The 15509-nt window shown below is 66.0% G+C and carries 12 protein-coding genes, 1 tRNA gene and 1 rRNA gene; 8 read left to right on the top strand and 6 right to left on the bottom strand.

The features are described from left to right. The 3 genes from rrf to AC5RWA_RS18675 form a co-directional block, all read left to right on the top strand. A 5S ribosomal RNA gene (gene rrf, locus AC5RWA_RS18685) occupies nt 1–96 on the top strand; the annotation flags it as partial. A gap of 362 nt (nt 97–458) precedes the next feature. Then, entirely contained in the window at nt 459–1040 is a 582-nt protein-coding gene (locus tag AC5RWA_RS18680; protein ID WP_494058635.1) for a dihydrofolate reductase family protein, read from the top strand. A 223-nt stretch (nt 1041–1263) separates the two neighbouring features. Continuing rightward, the gene (locus AC5RWA_RS18675; protein WP_275726382.1) at nt 1264–1788 is read left to right on the top strand and encodes an SRPBCC family protein; all 525 of its coding nucleotides are present in this window, start codon (nt 1264–1266) and stop codon (nt 1786–1788) included. Here AC5RWA_RS18675 and AC5RWA_RS18670 read toward each other — a convergent pair. Further along, nucleotides 1785–2834 carry a LacI family DNA-binding transcriptional regulator gene (locus tag AC5RWA_RS18670; RefSeq protein ID WP_494058634.1) on the bottom strand — a complete coding sequence of 350 codons (1050 nt, stop codon included), beginning with the start codon at nt 2832–2834 and terminating at the stop codon, nt 1785–1787. The genes AC5RWA_RS18675 and AC5RWA_RS18670 overlap by 4 nt on opposite strands. Before the next feature lie 2 nt (nt 2835–2836). Further along, the gene (locus AC5RWA_RS18665; protein WP_494058633.1) at nt 2837–4582 is read right to left on the bottom strand and encodes a glycoside hydrolase family 13 protein; all 1746 of its coding nucleotides are present in this window, start codon (nt 4580–4582) and stop codon (nt 2837–2839) included. A gap of 183 nt (nt 4583–4765) precedes the next feature. Between AC5RWA_RS18665 and AC5RWA_RS18660 the strand changes: the two genes are divergently transcribed. Further along, complete coding sequence (locus tag AC5RWA_RS18660; protein WP_494058632.1) at nt 4766–6136, top strand: FAD-binding oxidoreductase; 1371 nt, start codon at nt 4766–4768, stop codon at nt 6134–6136. 2 nt (nt 6137–6138) lie between these two features. Here the strand turns inward: AC5RWA_RS18660 and AC5RWA_RS18655 are convergent, their stop codons facing one another. The 4 genes from AC5RWA_RS18655 to AC5RWA_RS18640 form a co-directional block, all read right to left on the bottom strand. Beyond that, the gene (locus tag AC5RWA_RS18655) at nt 6139–7557 is read right to left on the bottom strand and encodes a DUF4032 domain-containing protein (RefSeq protein ID WP_079597876.1); all 1419 of its coding nucleotides are present in this window, start codon (nt 7555–7557) and stop codon (nt 6139–6141) included. Nucleotides 7558–7723: 166 nt separating this feature from the next. Then, nucleotides 7724–8806 carry an ABC transporter ATP-binding protein gene (locus tag AC5RWA_RS18650; protein ID WP_013599924.1) on the bottom strand — a complete coding sequence of 361 codons (1083 nt, stop codon included), beginning with the start codon at nt 8804–8806 and terminating at the stop codon, nt 7724–7726. 217 nt (nt 8807–9023) lie between these two features. After that, nucleotides 9024–9857, bottom strand: coding sequence for a trehalose-phosphatase (gene otsB, locus AC5RWA_RS18645; RefSeq protein ID WP_115524182.1), 834 nt, complete (start codon nt 9855–9857; stop codon nt 9024–9026). Further along, complete coding sequence (locus tag AC5RWA_RS18640) at nt 9847–11349, bottom strand: alpha,alpha-trehalose-phosphate synthase (UDP-forming) (RefSeq protein WP_079597874.1); 1503 nt, start codon at nt 11347–11349, stop codon at nt 9847–9849. Before AC5RWA_RS18640 ends, otsB begins: the two co-directional genes overlap by 11 nt. 179 nt (nt 11350–11528) lie before the next feature. Between AC5RWA_RS18640 and AC5RWA_RS18635 the strand changes: the two genes are divergently transcribed. The 4 genes from AC5RWA_RS18635 (at nt 11529) to AC5RWA_RS18620 (ending at nt 15498) form a co-directional block, all read left to right on the top strand. Then, complete coding sequence (locus tag AC5RWA_RS18635) at nt 11529–12404, top strand: DsbA family protein (RefSeq protein ID WP_494058631.1); 876 nt, start codon at nt 11529–11531, stop codon at nt 12402–12404. Between the two features lie 188 nt (nt 12405–12592). Continuing rightward, nucleotides 12593–12669: transfer RNA gene (locus tag AC5RWA_RS18630), tRNA-Thr, on the top strand. A gap of 96 nt (nt 12670–12765) precedes the next feature. Next, the gene (locus AC5RWA_RS18625; RefSeq protein WP_275726370.1) at nt 12766–13188 is read left to right on the top strand and encodes a ChaB family protein; all 423 of its coding nucleotides are present in this window, start codon (nt 12766–12768) and stop codon (nt 13186–13188) included. Between the two features lie 141 nt (nt 13189–13329). After that, nucleotides 13330–15498 carry an elongation factor G-like protein EF-G2 gene (locus tag AC5RWA_RS18620; RefSeq protein ID WP_494058630.1) on the top strand — a complete coding sequence of 723 codons (2169 nt, stop codon included), beginning with the start codon at nt 13330–13332 and terminating at the stop codon, nt 15496–15498. Nucleotides 15499–15509: the final 11 nt, after the last annotated feature.

Here is a 15509-nt window from a genome sequence, read left to right as displayed (position 1 = left end):
GAAACGCCCGGTCCCATTCCGAACCCGGAAGCTAAGACCCACAGCGCCGATGGTACTGCACCCGGGAGGGTGTGGGAGAGTAGGTCACCGCCGGACATAAATTACGTAGGGCCCTGACAAGGAATGTCAGGGCCCTACGACTTTAACCACAACACCCACAACACAAACCCCGACGCCCCATCACCTCCCGCACCCATACGCCGGACGCCCCATCAGCTCCTGCAGGAAAACCCGGGACGCCCCATCAGTTCCTGCAGCACAACCCGGGACGCCCATCACCTCCTGCATTTAAACCCCGGACGCTCTCTCAGCTCCTGCAGCACAAGCCGGGACGCTCCGTCAGCTCCTGCAGAAGAATCAGGCATGTTCCGTCTGGCCCATGCCGGCGGTTAATTTCTTACTACGCTGACGGCTCACGGCACGCTAATGTGGGGGCACCCGAAGCAGAGGAGGGCCCGGTGGGCAAAGTGGTCATGTACAGCTCGGTGTCGCTGGACGGCTTCGTCGCGGACGAGAATGACCAGCCCGGACCCCTGTTCGACTGGTTGTCCAACGGTGACGTCCCGTTGGACGAGAGCGGCGAAGTGAAGGTTTCGCAGACGTCCTACGACTACACTCGGCCGTACTGGGACCAGATCGCGGTGACACTTGTCGGCCGCCACGTCTTCGACCTGACGGACGGCTGGGACGGGAAGCCTCCGAGCGGGATCGACCACGTGGTCGTCGTGACGCACGGGCCGCAGCCCGAGGGCTGGGACCCTGAGTCGCCCTTTCACTTCGTCGACGGCGTCGAGGCAGCCATGGCCAAGGCGCAAGAGCTTGCGGGTGACCGCATCGTCGAGGTTGCCGCTGGCGACGTCGGTGGCCAGATGCTTGCCGCGGGCTTGGTCGACGAGGTGCGCATGGACGTCGTACCCGTTGTGTTCGGGTCCGGCAAGCGCTACTTCGGGTCGGTCCAATCGCAGCACCTGTTGGAGGGGCCCGATACGGTGATCCAGGGCAACCGGGTGCTTCACCTGCGCTATCGGGTGCGACGTTGACGCGTCGCCCGGGAACCCCCGACAAGTGATGGAGCATCGCTCGGAATCCTGCGGTAGCTGATAGGGCGTCCCCCGGGAACCCGCGACAGCTGATGGGGCGTCACCCAGGTGAGAGAGCGTCGTCCGGAAACCTGCAGGATGTGAGAGAGCGTCCCCCGTTGTCCGGTGCGGAAGCGACCGCAGCTGAGAGGGCACCAGCCCCGCGCGGGTAAAGTAGAACACCATGAGCAGCCTCTTCAGCCACGGCCAGGACCCCTTCGGCAGCGACAGCCAGTCCGCTCCAGACCCCCTGGAGCCCGTAGTTGAGACGGTAGTTGTTCCCGGCAGCGTGGCACACGCTTTCGCCGGCTTCACCGACCATACACATCTGTGGTGGCCCCTGGAATCGCACGGCGTCTACGGAGCGGGCTCCTACGTGGAGTTCGAAGAGAACCTCATCCTGGAAACCGCCGATGACGGACGCACCAGCATCTGGGGAACCCTCGATGACTGGCAGCCACCGCTGTCCTTCCATGCCACGTGGCACCCCGGCTCTACAGCCCTCTGGTCCACGGAACTGCTGGTTGTCTTCCGCGCGGTGGACGAAGGCGTGGAAGTGCGCGTCTTCCACGAAGGCTGGGAAGGTGCAGAGGATCCGGCCGCGGCCCGCGCGGAGTACGTCGAGGCCTGGCCGCAGATCCTTGCCCGCTACGCCCGCTTTATGGGTGCTCCCGCAGATGCGGACCCGAACGGTAACCAGGCAGGCTAACCGTGAGCCGGCTCCGGCGGCACCGCGGTGCTCGTCCGGATCACAAACTCTGTGGGGTACTCCTGGTCGATGGCCACCTGCGGTGCCGGCCCGCCGTCGGAATCATGTCGCGTCTCGCCCAGCAACTCAAGTGCCGTCCTGGCGGCAAGGCGCCCCTGCCCCCGGGGGTCCTGGCTGATGGTGGTCAAACCAAACGTTTCACCCAACTCGTGCCCGTCCATGCCCACGACTGAAAGATCATAAGGAACCTGCAACCCGAATTCCCGGGCAGCCAGGATGGCGCCCACGGCCATCTCGTCCGAAGCCGCAAAAACGGCGGTAGGACGTTCACTTGCCGTCCCCAGCATGCGGCGTGCGGCGGCATAGGCTCCCTGGACGGTGAAATCGGCGGCCACACGCCACTCCGGATGCACCGCCAGGCCCGAGGCCCTCATGGCGGCCTCATAGCCCCTTTGGCGGATGCCCGGGAGCTTAAAGTCGCGGTTCAGGTTTGCGTCCCCCGTCATGTGGGCGATCCGGATGTGCCCAAGACGGATTAGATGATCGGTGGCCAGCCGTGCCAGCCGCTCGTCATCGATCCTGATGGTGGACGCCCCGGGCAGTGCACCGCCAATACCAACGATCGGCCGGTGGACGGCCAGCAGCTGCTGGATCTCGTCCTCGCCGAGCACCAGGGCAACGGCAATGACAGCGTCAAGCCGCTTCCGCAGCAGGAAGTCGCTGAGTACGCTGCGGCGCCGTTCCGGCTGGTCGCCCACGTTGTACAGCGTGAGGTCGTAGCCCGCGTCCAGCAGTGCCTCGGATACGCCTTCCAGTACGGAGGAGAAGTACCAGCGGTTCACGGACGGGACCACCAGCCCGATGTTGTGGTTGCGTCCGGAGGCAAGGCTGGATGCGTGGTAGGACGGCACAAACCCCAGCTCCCGGGCGGCTTCTTGGGCTAGTTGCCGGCTCCTCGCGGAGACGTTCGCCTTGCCGCTGAGCGCCCGGGACACGGTGGCAACGGACAGGCCTGCCCTGCTCGCTACTTCTTTGATACCGGTCATGCTCAGTCTGCTGCGGCGTCCGGTCCAAGCTGGAGCCAGGCCGTCTCACCGGAAGCGAGGAAACGGCCGGCGCCTGACGGGTCGCTGCGGAGGAGCACATGCCCGGCAGGCATCTCCAGGGGATCGTGGTTCAGGTTCATAAGCACCAGCGTAGTGCCGTTGACGTAGCCCAGGGAGGAACCGGTGCACCAGTCCTCCGCCCACGACAGCGAGCCCCGGCCGAGGTTCAGCCCGCGCCTGAGCCGGAGGATGTCCCGGTACAGCGCAAGGTGCGACGACGGCGAGGCGGCCTGGAGGTCCCGGGCCAGGGCTGCGAACGAGGAAGGAAAAGGCAGCCAAGGGTCGCTTCCGTGGCCAAAGCCAAGGTGGGTCTCGGCGGCCCGCCACGGGAGCGGGATGCGGCAGCCGTCACGTCCCAGGCGTTCCCCGCCAGTACGGGCGAAGGTGGGGTCCTGCCGCAGATGTTCCGGGATGTCGACGCCGTCGGGCAGGCCAAGTTCCTCGCCCTGGTACAGGTAGGCGGCACCGGGAAGCCCCAGCATGAAGAGGGAGGCAGCCGCCGCCCGGCGTCGGCCCAGGGCGATATCCGGCTGGGGATCGGCGGGACCGATGCCGTCCCCGTCGCGGGGACCCTGGCCGTTGTAGCCGAACCGGCTGGCGTGTCGGACCACGTCGTGGTTGGACAGCACCCAGGTGCTCGGTGCGCCGACGGCGTCCAGTGCCTCGAGCGAATCCGTGATCACCCCGCGCAGCCGGTACACGTCCAGCCCGGCATGAAGGTAGGGGAAATTGAAGGCCTGGTGCATCTGGTCCGGCCGGACCCAGTTGGCCAGCCGCGGCAGCGGATCCACATTGGCTTCCGCGCACAGGATGCGGTCCGGGCCGTACTGGTCCAGGATCCGGCGCCAGTTCCGGTAGATGTCGTGCAGGGCGGGCTGGCCGAACATGGGTGCTTCGTGGCCCGGGAACCCTTCGCTGCTGCCGCCGTCTGCGCGTCCGCCCCAGGCGGGCAGGCCGGGAGCTTTGACCAGGGCGTGGGCCACGTCCACCCGGAATCCGGACACGCCGCGGTCCAGCCAGAAGCGCAGCACGCGTTCGAACTCGGCGTGGACGGCCGGGTTGTCCCAGTTGAAGTCGGGCTGGGACGAATCGAAGAGGTGCAGGTACCACTGGTCCGGCTGCCCGTCCGGGCGGGCCACCCTGGTCCAGGCCGGCCCGCCGAAGTGGGACTGCCAGTTGTTGGGCGGTTCGGAGCCTTCCGGGCCTGTTCCGTCCCGAAAGATGAACATGTCCCGCTCCGGGCTGCCGGCTGGCGCCGCGAGGGCGGCCTGGAAGGCTGCGTGCTGGTCCGAGCAGTGGTTCGGCACCAGGTCCACGATGACGCGCAGGCCCAGCCGGTGGGACTCCGCCATCATGACGTCGAAGTCGCCGAGTGTTCCGAAGATCGGGTCCACGTCGCAGTAGTCGCTGACGTCGTAGCCGGCGTCGCGCTGGGGGGACCGGTAGAAGGGTGACAGCCAGACTGCGTCCACACCGAGGTCCGCCAGGTGCGGGAGTTCCTCGGTGATTCCCGCAAGATCGCCCACGCCGTCGCCGTTGAGGTCCCGGAAGGAACGTGGGTACACCTGGTAGATCACGGCAGAGCGCCACCAGCCGGGAGCGTTGTCCGCCTCGTGGATGAGCGTCAGCGGCCCGGCGTTCAGGGAAGTGTCGGGAGTCACAGTTTCGACAGACATGAGTGACAGCATAAGCGCGGTGGAGCATAAAAATGAAAACGCTTCCATGATTATTCTCGGTACCCATGGCTCCCGCGGTACATAACTGCTGGTCAAGACTGGAAGCGCTTGCAGCAGCGGGACGAAGGTTACGCAGGTCCAGTCCGGTCGCCGCCTAAACTGGGAGGACATGTCCGACGGCGGGTGGAGGCCTTGGTGGGAAGCATTGTTGACGAGCTCGAGGGCATCCTGGCCGCAGGCCAGGTTGACGTGGCGGAGACGTCACTGCACCGGTACGCGGTGGACCAGGCACCGATCATCGACTTCAAGCTGCCCCTGGCGGTGGTGTTTCCCGAATCGGTAGCCGACGTGCAGTCAGTGGTGCGCGCCTGTGCGGACTACGGAGTGGCGGTGGTGGCCCGCGGTGCGGGAACCGGGGTATCCGGCGGCGCGCATGCCACGGAGAACTGCATCATCCTGTCGCTCGAACGGATGGACCACATCCTTGCGCTCAACCCGGACGACGAGACGGCAGTGGTGGAGCCGGGAGTAGTAAACGCCGTGCTCAACGAGGCAGCTGCTGTGCACGGCCTGATGTACGCGCCGGACCCTGCCAGCTTCCGCACCTCGACCATTGGCGGCAATGTTGCCACCAATGCCGGCGGCCTGCGCTGCGCAAAGTACGGCGTTACGAGGGACTCCGTGCTTGCCCTCGACGTGGTGCTGGCGGACGGCTCGCTTCTCCACACCGGCCACCAGACCTTCAAGGGTGTGGCCGGCTATGACCTGACCGGGCTGTTCGTGGGATCTGAAGGAACGCTGGGCATCGTGGTGGGTGTTACCGTCCGCCTGAAGTACTTGCCGAAGGAGGTGCACACGGTGGCGGCCTTCTACCCTGACTTCCGCATGGCGGCGGCAGGAGTCCTGGCGGTAGGCAAGGCACGGGTCCAGCCGGCCATCATGGAACTGCTCGACGGCGGCACGCTTGCCCAGCTGGACGAGATCCACGGCTCGGACCTCACCGCCCGCGGACGCTCCCTGCTGCTGGTCCAGACGGACGGGTTCGGCGCCGCCGCCGAGGCGGAGGTGGTGCGGGAAGTCCTGCGGGCAGGAGGGGCTGCTGTCACCACTGAAGCCAGCGCCGAAGCTGAGCGCCTGGTGGAACTCCGGCGGCACAGCAGGGGCGTGGAGGTGGACGACGAATACCGCGTTGGGGAGGATGTGGCGGTGCCGCGCTCACGCCTGGTGGACTACGTCGCGACTCTGGAAACCATGGCGGCACGCCACGAAGTGCACCTCAAGGTGGTGGCACACGCCGGGGACGGCAACCTCCACCCCACGTTCTGGATCGACAGGCAGGGCAGCACTGTGGATGCTGCGGCGTTGGCGCGGCTTCAGCAGGTCCTGGATGAATCCATCACCGTAGCCCTGGACATGGGCGGCACCATCACGGGCGAGCACGGTGTTGGCCAGTACAAGCTGCGGTGGCTGGGCCAGGAGCAGCCCGAACAGGTCCGGGAGCTGCAGCGCAGGATCAAGGAACTGTTTGATCCTGCCGGCATCCTGAACCCCGGCAAGGCGATCTAGCTTTAGTCGTCCGAGTCCGGATATTCGTCGATGGACTCGTCCTCGCCGTAGCGGGACTCCTCGGTCTCCACCTCAAGGATTTTCAGCAGGCCGGTGTCCGGGTTCAACATGATGGCGGCTTCGTCCCGGCGGTGCCGGAGGATGGAGTCGATGTAGGACTGCACAGCCTCGGCCAAGGGGATGTGCCGTTCCTGCTTTTCGGACATGTACCAGCGGTGCTCCAGGACCTCGTGCACCACTTCGGCGGGCTCCAGCTTTCCGGACAGGTCCCGCGGGATGGACCTGACGATCGGCTCGAAGATCTGGCTGACCCAGAGGTGGGCGCTGTATTCCTCGTCCATGTCCGGGTTGTTGTCCGCACGGAAGGAGTCCATGTCGTTAAGCAGCCGCCGGGCCTGGTTTTCCTGCGCGTCAATACCCGTAAGCCGCAGGAGCCGCCGCTGGTGGTGTCCGGCGTCCACCACCTTTGGCTGCAGCTGGATGGTGGACCCGTTCTGGGTGGTCTTGATGGCGTACTCCTCGACGTCGAAGCCGAGTTCGTTGAGCCGGCGGATTCTGGCGCTGACCCGCCACCGCTCGCCGAGTTCGAAGGACTCCTTCTCCGTCAGCTCCGCCCAGAGGCGCCGGTAGCTGTCCATGATCAGCTCGCTGGTGGCCACGGGATCCACCTTTTCCTCGATCAGCCCGCCGTCCAGCAGGTCCATAAGTTCCCCGGCGATGTTCACCCGGGCAATTTCGAGGTCGTATTCACGCTGCCCGGTGGACAGGTCCGGGTACAGCTCCCCGGTTTCAGCATCCACCAGGTAGGCGGCGAAAGCGCCGGCGTCGCGGCGGAACAGGGTGTTGGAGAGGGACACGTCGCCCCAGTAGAAGCCGATCAGGTGCAGCCGTACCATCAGCAGCGCCTGTGCGTCGATGAGGCGCGTCAGGGTGTCCTTGCGGAGCATCTGGGAGAAGAGCGCGCGGTACGGCATGGAGAACTTCAGGTGCCGGGTGACCAGGACCGGGTTGAGCGGGCGCCCGTCCGGGGTGGTGCGGCCGGTAATCACCGCCACCGGTTCCACACAGGGGACGTCCAGCCGGGCGAGCTTGCGCAGCATGTGGTACTCGTGCCGGGCTACGTGCTCCGAGGTTTCCTTGATGGCGATGACCGATCCGCCAAGGTGGGCGAAGCGCACGATGTGGCGGGAGATGCCGCGGGGGAGGGCTGCCAGGTTCTCGGCAGGCCAATCCTCCAGGGCGATATGCCACGGAAGGTCAAGGAGCTCCGGGTCGGCGGCCGCCGCGGTGATGTTCAGGGAGCTGGAGACCGAGGCGAGCTTGCCGTCGTCGGCACTTGCGGCCACAAACCGCGGCAGTTTTCCGATCTGCGCGTAGTCGGTGGGTTCATCGTGCCACTGGGCGCTGTATTCCTCGGTCATAACTCAATTCTTCCGTACTTGGGGCAGGCCAGCTAATCTTCCGCCAGCCAGTTAAAAGCCGACGGCGGCCCATCCGTCAGGAGGGCCGCCGTCAGTTGCGTGGGGTGGGCCCACGCCGGCAGGGTTCCCTAACCGAAGCGAAGCGAGGTTAGGGGGCCGGTGGGGACTAGTCGCCCAGGCGCAGGCCGGTCTTGGTGTCGAACAGGTGCACGTGGCCCGACTGCGGACGGACGTAGATGGACTCGCCCTTCATCGGGGGGCGGCGGCCGTCGACGCGTGCCACGATGTCGTGGTCCTTGCCGTCAAGCGTGGTGTGGCCGTAGACGTAGGCGTCGGCGCCGAGTTCTTCGACGACGTCCACCTCAACCTTCAGGCCTTCACCGTGCGGAGCGGTTTCAAGGTCCTCGGGACGGCTGCCCAGCGTCACGGTGGAGCCGTGTGCCTCTTCGAGGACGTCACGCGGCACGGGGTAGACGGTGCCGCCGAACTGTACACCGCCGTCGACGACGGGCAGTTCCAGCAGGTTCATGGCGGGGGAGCCGATGAAGCCGGCAACGAACACGTTCTTGGGGCGGTCGTAGAGGTTGCGCGGGGTGTCAACCTGCTGCAGCAGGCCGTCCTTCAGCACGGCGACGCGGTCACCCATGGTCATGGCCTCAACCTGGTCGTGCGTCACGTAAACGGTGGTGACACCGAGGCGGCGGGTGAGGGATGCGATCTGCGTACGGGTCTGGACGCGGAGCTTGGCATCGAGGTTGGACAGCGGCTCATCCATGAGGAAGACCTGCGGGTTACGCACGATGGCGCGGCCCATGGCGACACGCTGGCGCTGGCCGCCGGAGAGGGCCTTCGGCTTGCGGTCCAGGTACTGCTCGAGGTCAAGAAGCTTGGCTGCTTCCCGGACGCGCTCGGCGCGCTCTTCCTTGGAAACGCCGGCGATCTTCAGGGCGAAGCCCATGTTGTCGGCCACAGTCATGTGCGGGTACAGCGCGTAGTTCTGGAAAACCATCGCGATGTCGCGGTCCTTCGGCGGAACGTCGGTGACGTCGCGGTCGCCGATCAGGATGCGGCCTGCGTTGACGTCCTCAAGGCCTGCGAGCATGCGCAGGGAGGTGGACTTACCGCAACCGGAGGGTCCAACGAGGACCAGGAATTCGCCATCGGCGATGTCGATGTTGAGCTTATCGACGGCGGGCTTATCTGTGCCCGGGTACAGACGCGTAGCGTTATCAAAAGTAACTGTAGCCACAGTTATCAATCCCTTCACCGGCAGGTACGTGCCGGACGATCCGTTGTGAATGGTTCATGTTTGTTCAGTTTTGTGTTGCAGGCTGCACTCCGGCGAAGCCAGAGTGCAAAGAGTGACGCCGCACGGTGTCTGTGCGCCACATCACAAGCAAGAGTATGTCAGATGCTTCGTTTATTGTCGCAAATGTTACGGACGTCACACGTGGGCTTGCCCACGCCTAGCTTGGCGCGGCCTGCGGATCCTCTTCCGCCACGGCGACGCTCCGCTCCTGCAGGAGGGCCTCCAGCAGCTCCGCCACGTGGACCGGAGCCTCCACGCGGTACTGCGCCTGGGTAAAGTCCAGCCCCACCTTCACGCCCACGTCGCCCGGCTCGAGCCGTGCCAGGGCGTCCTCGTCCGTGGTGTCATCACCGGCAAACAGCACAGCCGTGGCCCCGGTGATCTGCCTCAGGAACGTGACGCCCTCGCCTTTCGAGGCGTTGACCACCGAGGTTTCGAGGACCCGCTTCCCGTCCTTCAGGAAGACCCCCTTGCGGTCCTGGAGCAGCGAGCGTGCGGCCGCAACCGCGTCCTCAGCCACGTCATCGGCGGCAAGGCGGGTGTGCAGCACCACGCCGGCAGGCTTGTCCTCCAACATGGTCCCGGGGGCTTCCTCGACGATTTCCGCGAGGATGGCACGGACCTCGGCCAGCAGCGCCTTCTGCTCTTCGTCTAGGGTCAGCCCGGTTGAGCCCGGGCCCAGCCAGGCCTCGGCGCCGTGGCTGCCAATCAGCAGCGAGTCCACCGGCGGCGACGCCACAGCACGCAGGCTGGCGAGGGCGCGCCCAGAGATGAGCGCCGTCGTCGTGCGCGGCAGCACGGCGAGCCCTGCGAAGGCCGTGGCCGCGCGCGGCAGGGGGCGTGCGTCGTCGGCATGCCCCACGATGGGCGCCATGGTCCCGTCGAAATCCATGGCCACCAGCAGATGGTCGGTGCGGGCGATGCGCCGGACGGCCTCGCGGAGCTCCGGGGACAGTGCCAGCGGACTCTTGGAGCGGCCGTCAGGAGTCATCCCGCACCACCTTTTCGTTCAGTGCGGCCAGGAAGTCTGCGGACCAGTAGTCCACGTCGTGTTCCAGGATCTGCTTGCGCATGGCGCGCATCCGCCGGGCGGCGTCCCGCGGAGACATCTCAACCGCCCGCATGATGGCGCTCTTGAGCCCGTCAATATCGTGCGGGTTCATCAGCAGGGCCTGCTTGAGCTGGTCCGCGGCGCCGGCGAATTCGCTCAGCACCAGGGCGCCGTCGTTGTTGGTCCGGGCCGTGACGTATTCCTTGGCCACGAGGTTCATGCCGTCCCGCAGCGCGGTGACCAGCATGACGTCGGCGGCCAGGTACAGCGCCACCATCTCCTCCACGGGATAGCTGTGGTGCAGGTAGCGGACGGCGGTGTTCTCGATGGTGTCGTAGGTCCCGTTGATGTGGCCGACTGTGCCTTCCACCTCTTCCCGCAGCAGGCGGTACTGTTCAACGCGTTCGCGGCTGGGGGAGGCCACCTGGATCAGGGTGGCGTCTCCCACGGACAGTTTGCCGTCCGCCAGGAGTTCCTCGAACGCCTTCAGCCGGTGCCGGATGCCCTTGGTGTAGTCCAGGCGGTCCACGCCAAGCAGGATGGTCTTGGGGTTGCCCAGGTCCTGGCGGATCTGCCGGGCACGCTCGATGATTTCCGGTTTGGCGGCAAGCTCGCTGATCTGCTGGACATCGATGGAGATGGGGAAGGCCTGCGCCCGGGCGATGTGGGTAATTTCGCCGTCCTGGCCCTTGACGTGCACCTGCTGCTGCTTGACGCTGGCGCCGAGGAACCGGCGGGCCGAGCGCATGAAGTTTCCGGCATCGCTGGCCCGCTGGAAGCCCACCAGGTCGGCGCCGAGCAGGCCGTCGATAATGGCCTGGCGCCACGGCAGCTGGGCAAAGATTTCCGGCGGCGGGAACGGGATGTGGTTGAAGAAGCCGATCCGGAGATCGGGCCGGGCTTCGCGTACCAGCCGCGGCACCAGCTGCAGCTGGTAGTCCTGGATCCACACGGTTGCCTTGTGGTCCGCATGGCGTACGACGGCGTCGGCGAACCTTTGGTTGACCCTGCGGTAGGCGTCCCACCAGGTCCGGTGGAATTCCGGCGGCGCGATGACGTCGTGGTACAGCGGCCACAGTGTCGCGTTCGAGAAGCCTTCGTAATACAGCTCCACGTCATCGGTGCTGAGCTGGACGGGGACCAGGTCCATGCCGCCGTGGCTGAAGGGCTCCACCGTCTCGTCCGGCGCGCCGTGCCAGCCCACCCAGGCGCCGTCGGTCTTGGTCATCATGGGCGCGAGTGCCGTCACCAGGCCGCCGGGGGAACGGCGCCAGCCGGAGCCGTCGTCACCGTTCTCGCCGGCGGCGACACGGTCAACGGGCAGTCGGTTGGAGACCACCATGAAGTCGTACTTGGTCTCGCCGCCGTGGCCGGAGCCGGCGGCGCCGGGCGCAGCCTTGGCGGCTGGTTTTTCCTGGACAGGTGTTTGCATTGCGGCCCCCTGGGGTTGCTTGTGCCTCTCAGCCCACCCTAACGGACGGAATCTTCCGTGCTATTCGTCCGTTGGTCAAGCCGGAGGAATACTTGAAAGCGCAAGCTCTCAGCTTTCTCCCCTAAAATGAGGTAGTTGCCACTGAGTGGTCCCCCCACGTCGATCGACCCAAGGAACACATGAGCCCCGCAAACGAAGTACGTAAGTCGAAAGCTGAGCGAACCGCGGAGGCGCGGGAAAAAGCGCGCCTGATCCGCGAAGCCCAGCTTAAGAAAGACAAGCGCAACAAGCTCTTGATCGGCTGGGGCATCGTGGTGGCCGTCGTGGCCATCCTGGCGGTCGTGGCCCTGGTGGTCACCACCAGCATCCGGCAGAACACCCCCATTGCCGACCAGGGACCCGTCCCCGCCAACGGCAACGTCAACGGCGGCGTCACGCTGCTGGCCAACACGGAGGTCAAGGCGACGGACGCCGCCACCGTGGACATCGCCAACGTGCCGGCCAAGCCTGAGACCCTGCCCAGCCCTGTGGTTGCCCCCGGTGCCGAGGCCGAAGAAGGGCAGCCGGTCAAGGTGGTGGCCTACATCGACTTCATCTGCCCCGTCTGCAAGCGGTTCGAAGACACTTATAACGACGCCCTGACCGGTCTCCGCAACGAAGGCAAGATTTCCCTGGAATACCGGCCGCTGGGCTTCCTGGACCGCCAGTCCACCACCAACTACTCCTCCCGTGCAGCCAACGCCGCCGCGTGCGTAGCGGACCAGGCTCCCGGGAAGTACGCCGAATACGCCGATCTCCTGTTCACGAACCAGCCCGCCGAGGGCGGCGCCGGCCTCTCCGACGACAAGCTGAAGTCGCTGGCCAGTGACATTGGTGCGGACATCAACAGCTGCGTCGACGACAGGACCTTCCGTCCCTACGTCAAGTACTCCACGCAGCTGGCTTCCAATGTTGGAATCACCGGAACCCCCACCGTCTTCATCGACGGCAAGCAGTGGGACGGCAGCACCGACCTGAACGCCGAGATCCAGGCTGCCATCGACGCCAAGGCCTAGGACCGGCAGGACTTCCTGCTCAAGGCCCGTCCCGGATCTTCTTCCGGGGCGGGCCTTTTTCTGTGGCACCGGGATGACTTGTTCCCGTCCGGGCTCCCCGCGGCAGCGGGCAGAAGGGCATTTTTACCAGCGGCGGGTGTTGGGCTACCCTTATCTAGCGCCGTTCAGGCGCCCGCCCGCAAGGGTGTGCCTCCTTAGCTCAGTTGGCCAGAGCACCGCTCTTGTAAAGCGGGGGTCGTCGGTTCGAATCCGACAGGGGGCTCCACGAAGAACCGCGCCCGTCCCGGGCGTATCCCTGAATCCGGCATTAAGCTGGTGTCATCCGAATGATCAGTCTGCTGATAAAAGGAGGACGGCTGCCATGCCCAAGACCGGCAAGAACGACCATGCCCGCAAGGATGAGCTTCCCTCGACCCTGCAGCGTTCCGAACAAAAAGCCCAGGATACGTTCGCCAAGACCTACGACTCCGCCCTCGAGTCCTACGATAACGACGAAGGCCGGGCCGCCCGGGCCGCGTACGCATCCCTGAAGCACAGCTACGAGAAGGTGGGCGACCACTGGGAGCCGAAGGAAAAGCGGGGCCCTTCGGACAAGCGTGCGGAGGAAGGCATTCAGTCCTCCGAACCCACCGCGGGCGGCGTCAACGCAAATGCGTCCAAGGAGCACCTTTACAAGCTTGCCAAGGAGCTGGACGTCAAGGGCCGCTCGAAGATGGACAAGGACGAGCTGGTCAAGGCGCTCCAGAAGGCCAACGACTCCGCCACCCGCAAGGCACGGAAGTAGCCCCGCCCGCAGTCGATCGCCCGGCAGGAAGGGAACGCCTGCGTCCAGGGCCGCCGGCGGTCTTGCCCTAATGCCGCCCAGGGTGTCGAATCAGAGGACACGTTAGGACGGGTTGCACGGCAAAGACGCCAGGAGGATCCCATGTCAGTAAAAGGCACCAAGGACTCAGCGAGGACACCCGGCGGCCGGAATGGAGCTGAGACACGCCGGGCGGATACTTCTGCCGGGATCGCGGCCGAGGACCCCGCGCAGATCCGCAATATTGCGCTTGTAGGGCATTCCGGCGCCGGCAAAACCCTGCTGATCGAGGGCTTGTTGTCCGCCAACGGCATGATCACCCGCAAGGGATCCATCGCCGACGGGACCACCGTCAGCGATTCGGACCCCGCCGCGGTCCACCAGCAGCGGTCCGTGACGCTCTCGCTGGTGCCGCTGCTGATCGAAGACATCAAGGTCAACATCCTGGATACGCCGGGCTATCCCGATTTCATCGGCGAGATGCGTGCAGGGCTGCGGGCAGCGGACGCCGCCCTTTTTGTTGTCTCGGCCGTTGACGGGATCGACGCCACCACCACCGCCCTATGGGGCGAGTGCGAGCAGGCGAGGCTGCCACGCGCCGTCGTGATCACCCGGATGGACCACCCGCGCGCAAATTACGACGTCGTCCTCGCCGAGTGCAGGAAAGCGTTCGGCGACGGCGTCCTGCCGCTCTACCTCCCGGTACGGTCCGGCGGGAACGTCACCAGCCTCCTGGGGCTGCTGTCCCGCACGGTCACCGACTACGCCTCCGGGGAGATTCCCGTCACGCGCGAGGGCACCGCCGACGAACTGGCGACCGCGGAGGCAGCGCGCGGCGAGCTCATCGAGGGGATCATCGCCGAAAGCGAAGACGAGACCCTGATGGACCGTTACCTGGAAGGCGAGGACATCGATACGGGGGTCCTGGTTGACGACCTGGAAACCGCCGTCGCACGTGGGTCCTTCTTCCCCGTCATTCCGACGTCCGCGGTGACCAACCTGGGTACGGCTGAGCTGCTGGAAGTGCTGGTGCGTGCGTTCCCGCCTCCTACCGAGGGGAGCCTGCCCAACGTGACGGACTTGGCGGGCAACCCTGTGGCATCGCTGGCTTGTGACCCGTCGGGGCCGCTGGCGGCCGAGGTGGTGCGCACCTCCATCGACCCGTTCCTGGGCCGGATTTGCCTGGTCCGGGTGTTCTCCGGGACGCTGCGCGAGGACTCGCCGGTGCACGTTGGGGGCCACGGCCTGGCGGACCGCGGCCACCAGGACCACGACACCGACGAGCGCGTCACCCACATCTACTCCCCGCTCGGTGCCACCCTGCGGCCCGTGCCCTACTCCGTGGCCGGGGACATGTGTGCGCTGGCGAAACTGGGAAGCGCCGAGACGGGAGACACCATTTCGTCGCGGGACAAGCCGCTCATGCTCACCACGTGGGAGATGCCCGAACCGCTGCTTCCGGTTGCTGTCGAAGCCGACTCCCGCAGCGACGAGGACGCACTTGCACGGAGCCTGGGCAAAATCGCGGCCGGCGATCCCACTCTGCGGGTGGAGAGGAACGCCGAAACGCACCAGCTGGTGCTGTGGTGCATGGGCGAGGCCCACGCTGACGTCGTGCTGGACAGGCTCCGGGAACAGGGCGTGAAGCTGCATACCGTGGAGGTGATAACTCCGCTTCGGGAAACATTCGCGGCACCGTCCGCCGGCCACGGCCGCCACGTGAAGCAGTCCGGCGGCCACGGACAATATGCCGTCTGCGACATCGAAGTGGAACCACTGGACCGCGGCGCCGGTTTCGAGTTCGTGGACAAGACGGTGGGCGGCGTTATTCCGGGAACATTCATCCCGTCCGTTGAAAAGGGCGTCCGCGCGCAGATGGAGAAGGGGGTGTCCGCCGGATTCCCGGTGGTGGACGTCCGCGTGCGGCTGGTGGGCGGCAAGGCGCACAGTGTCGACTCGTCGGATGCAGCGTTCCAGGCGGCCGGGGCGCTGGCCCTGCGCGAGGCGGCGGCCGCAGGGAAAATCCAGCTGCTGGAACCGGTGTCGGAAGTGAGCATCACCGTGACGGACGAGCATGTGGGGTCTGTCATGAGCGACCTCTCCGGGCGCCGGGGCAGGCTTACCGGCACGAACTCGTCCGGGGACGGACTGACGGAAATCGCCGCAGAGGTGCCGGACCAGGAACTGCTGCGCTACGCCGTCGAACTTCGGGCACTGACCTCCGGAACAGGCCGGTTCACCCGCCGCTACCTGCGGCACGATCCTGTGCCCGCGAGCTACAGCCCGTCCTGAGTCGATAACGC

Source organism: Arthrobacter sp. 210 2, assembly GCF_059093025.1.
The sequence above is the reverse complement of the archived record's forward strand: the minus strand, read 5'-3'. Positions and strand labels throughout refer to the sequence as shown.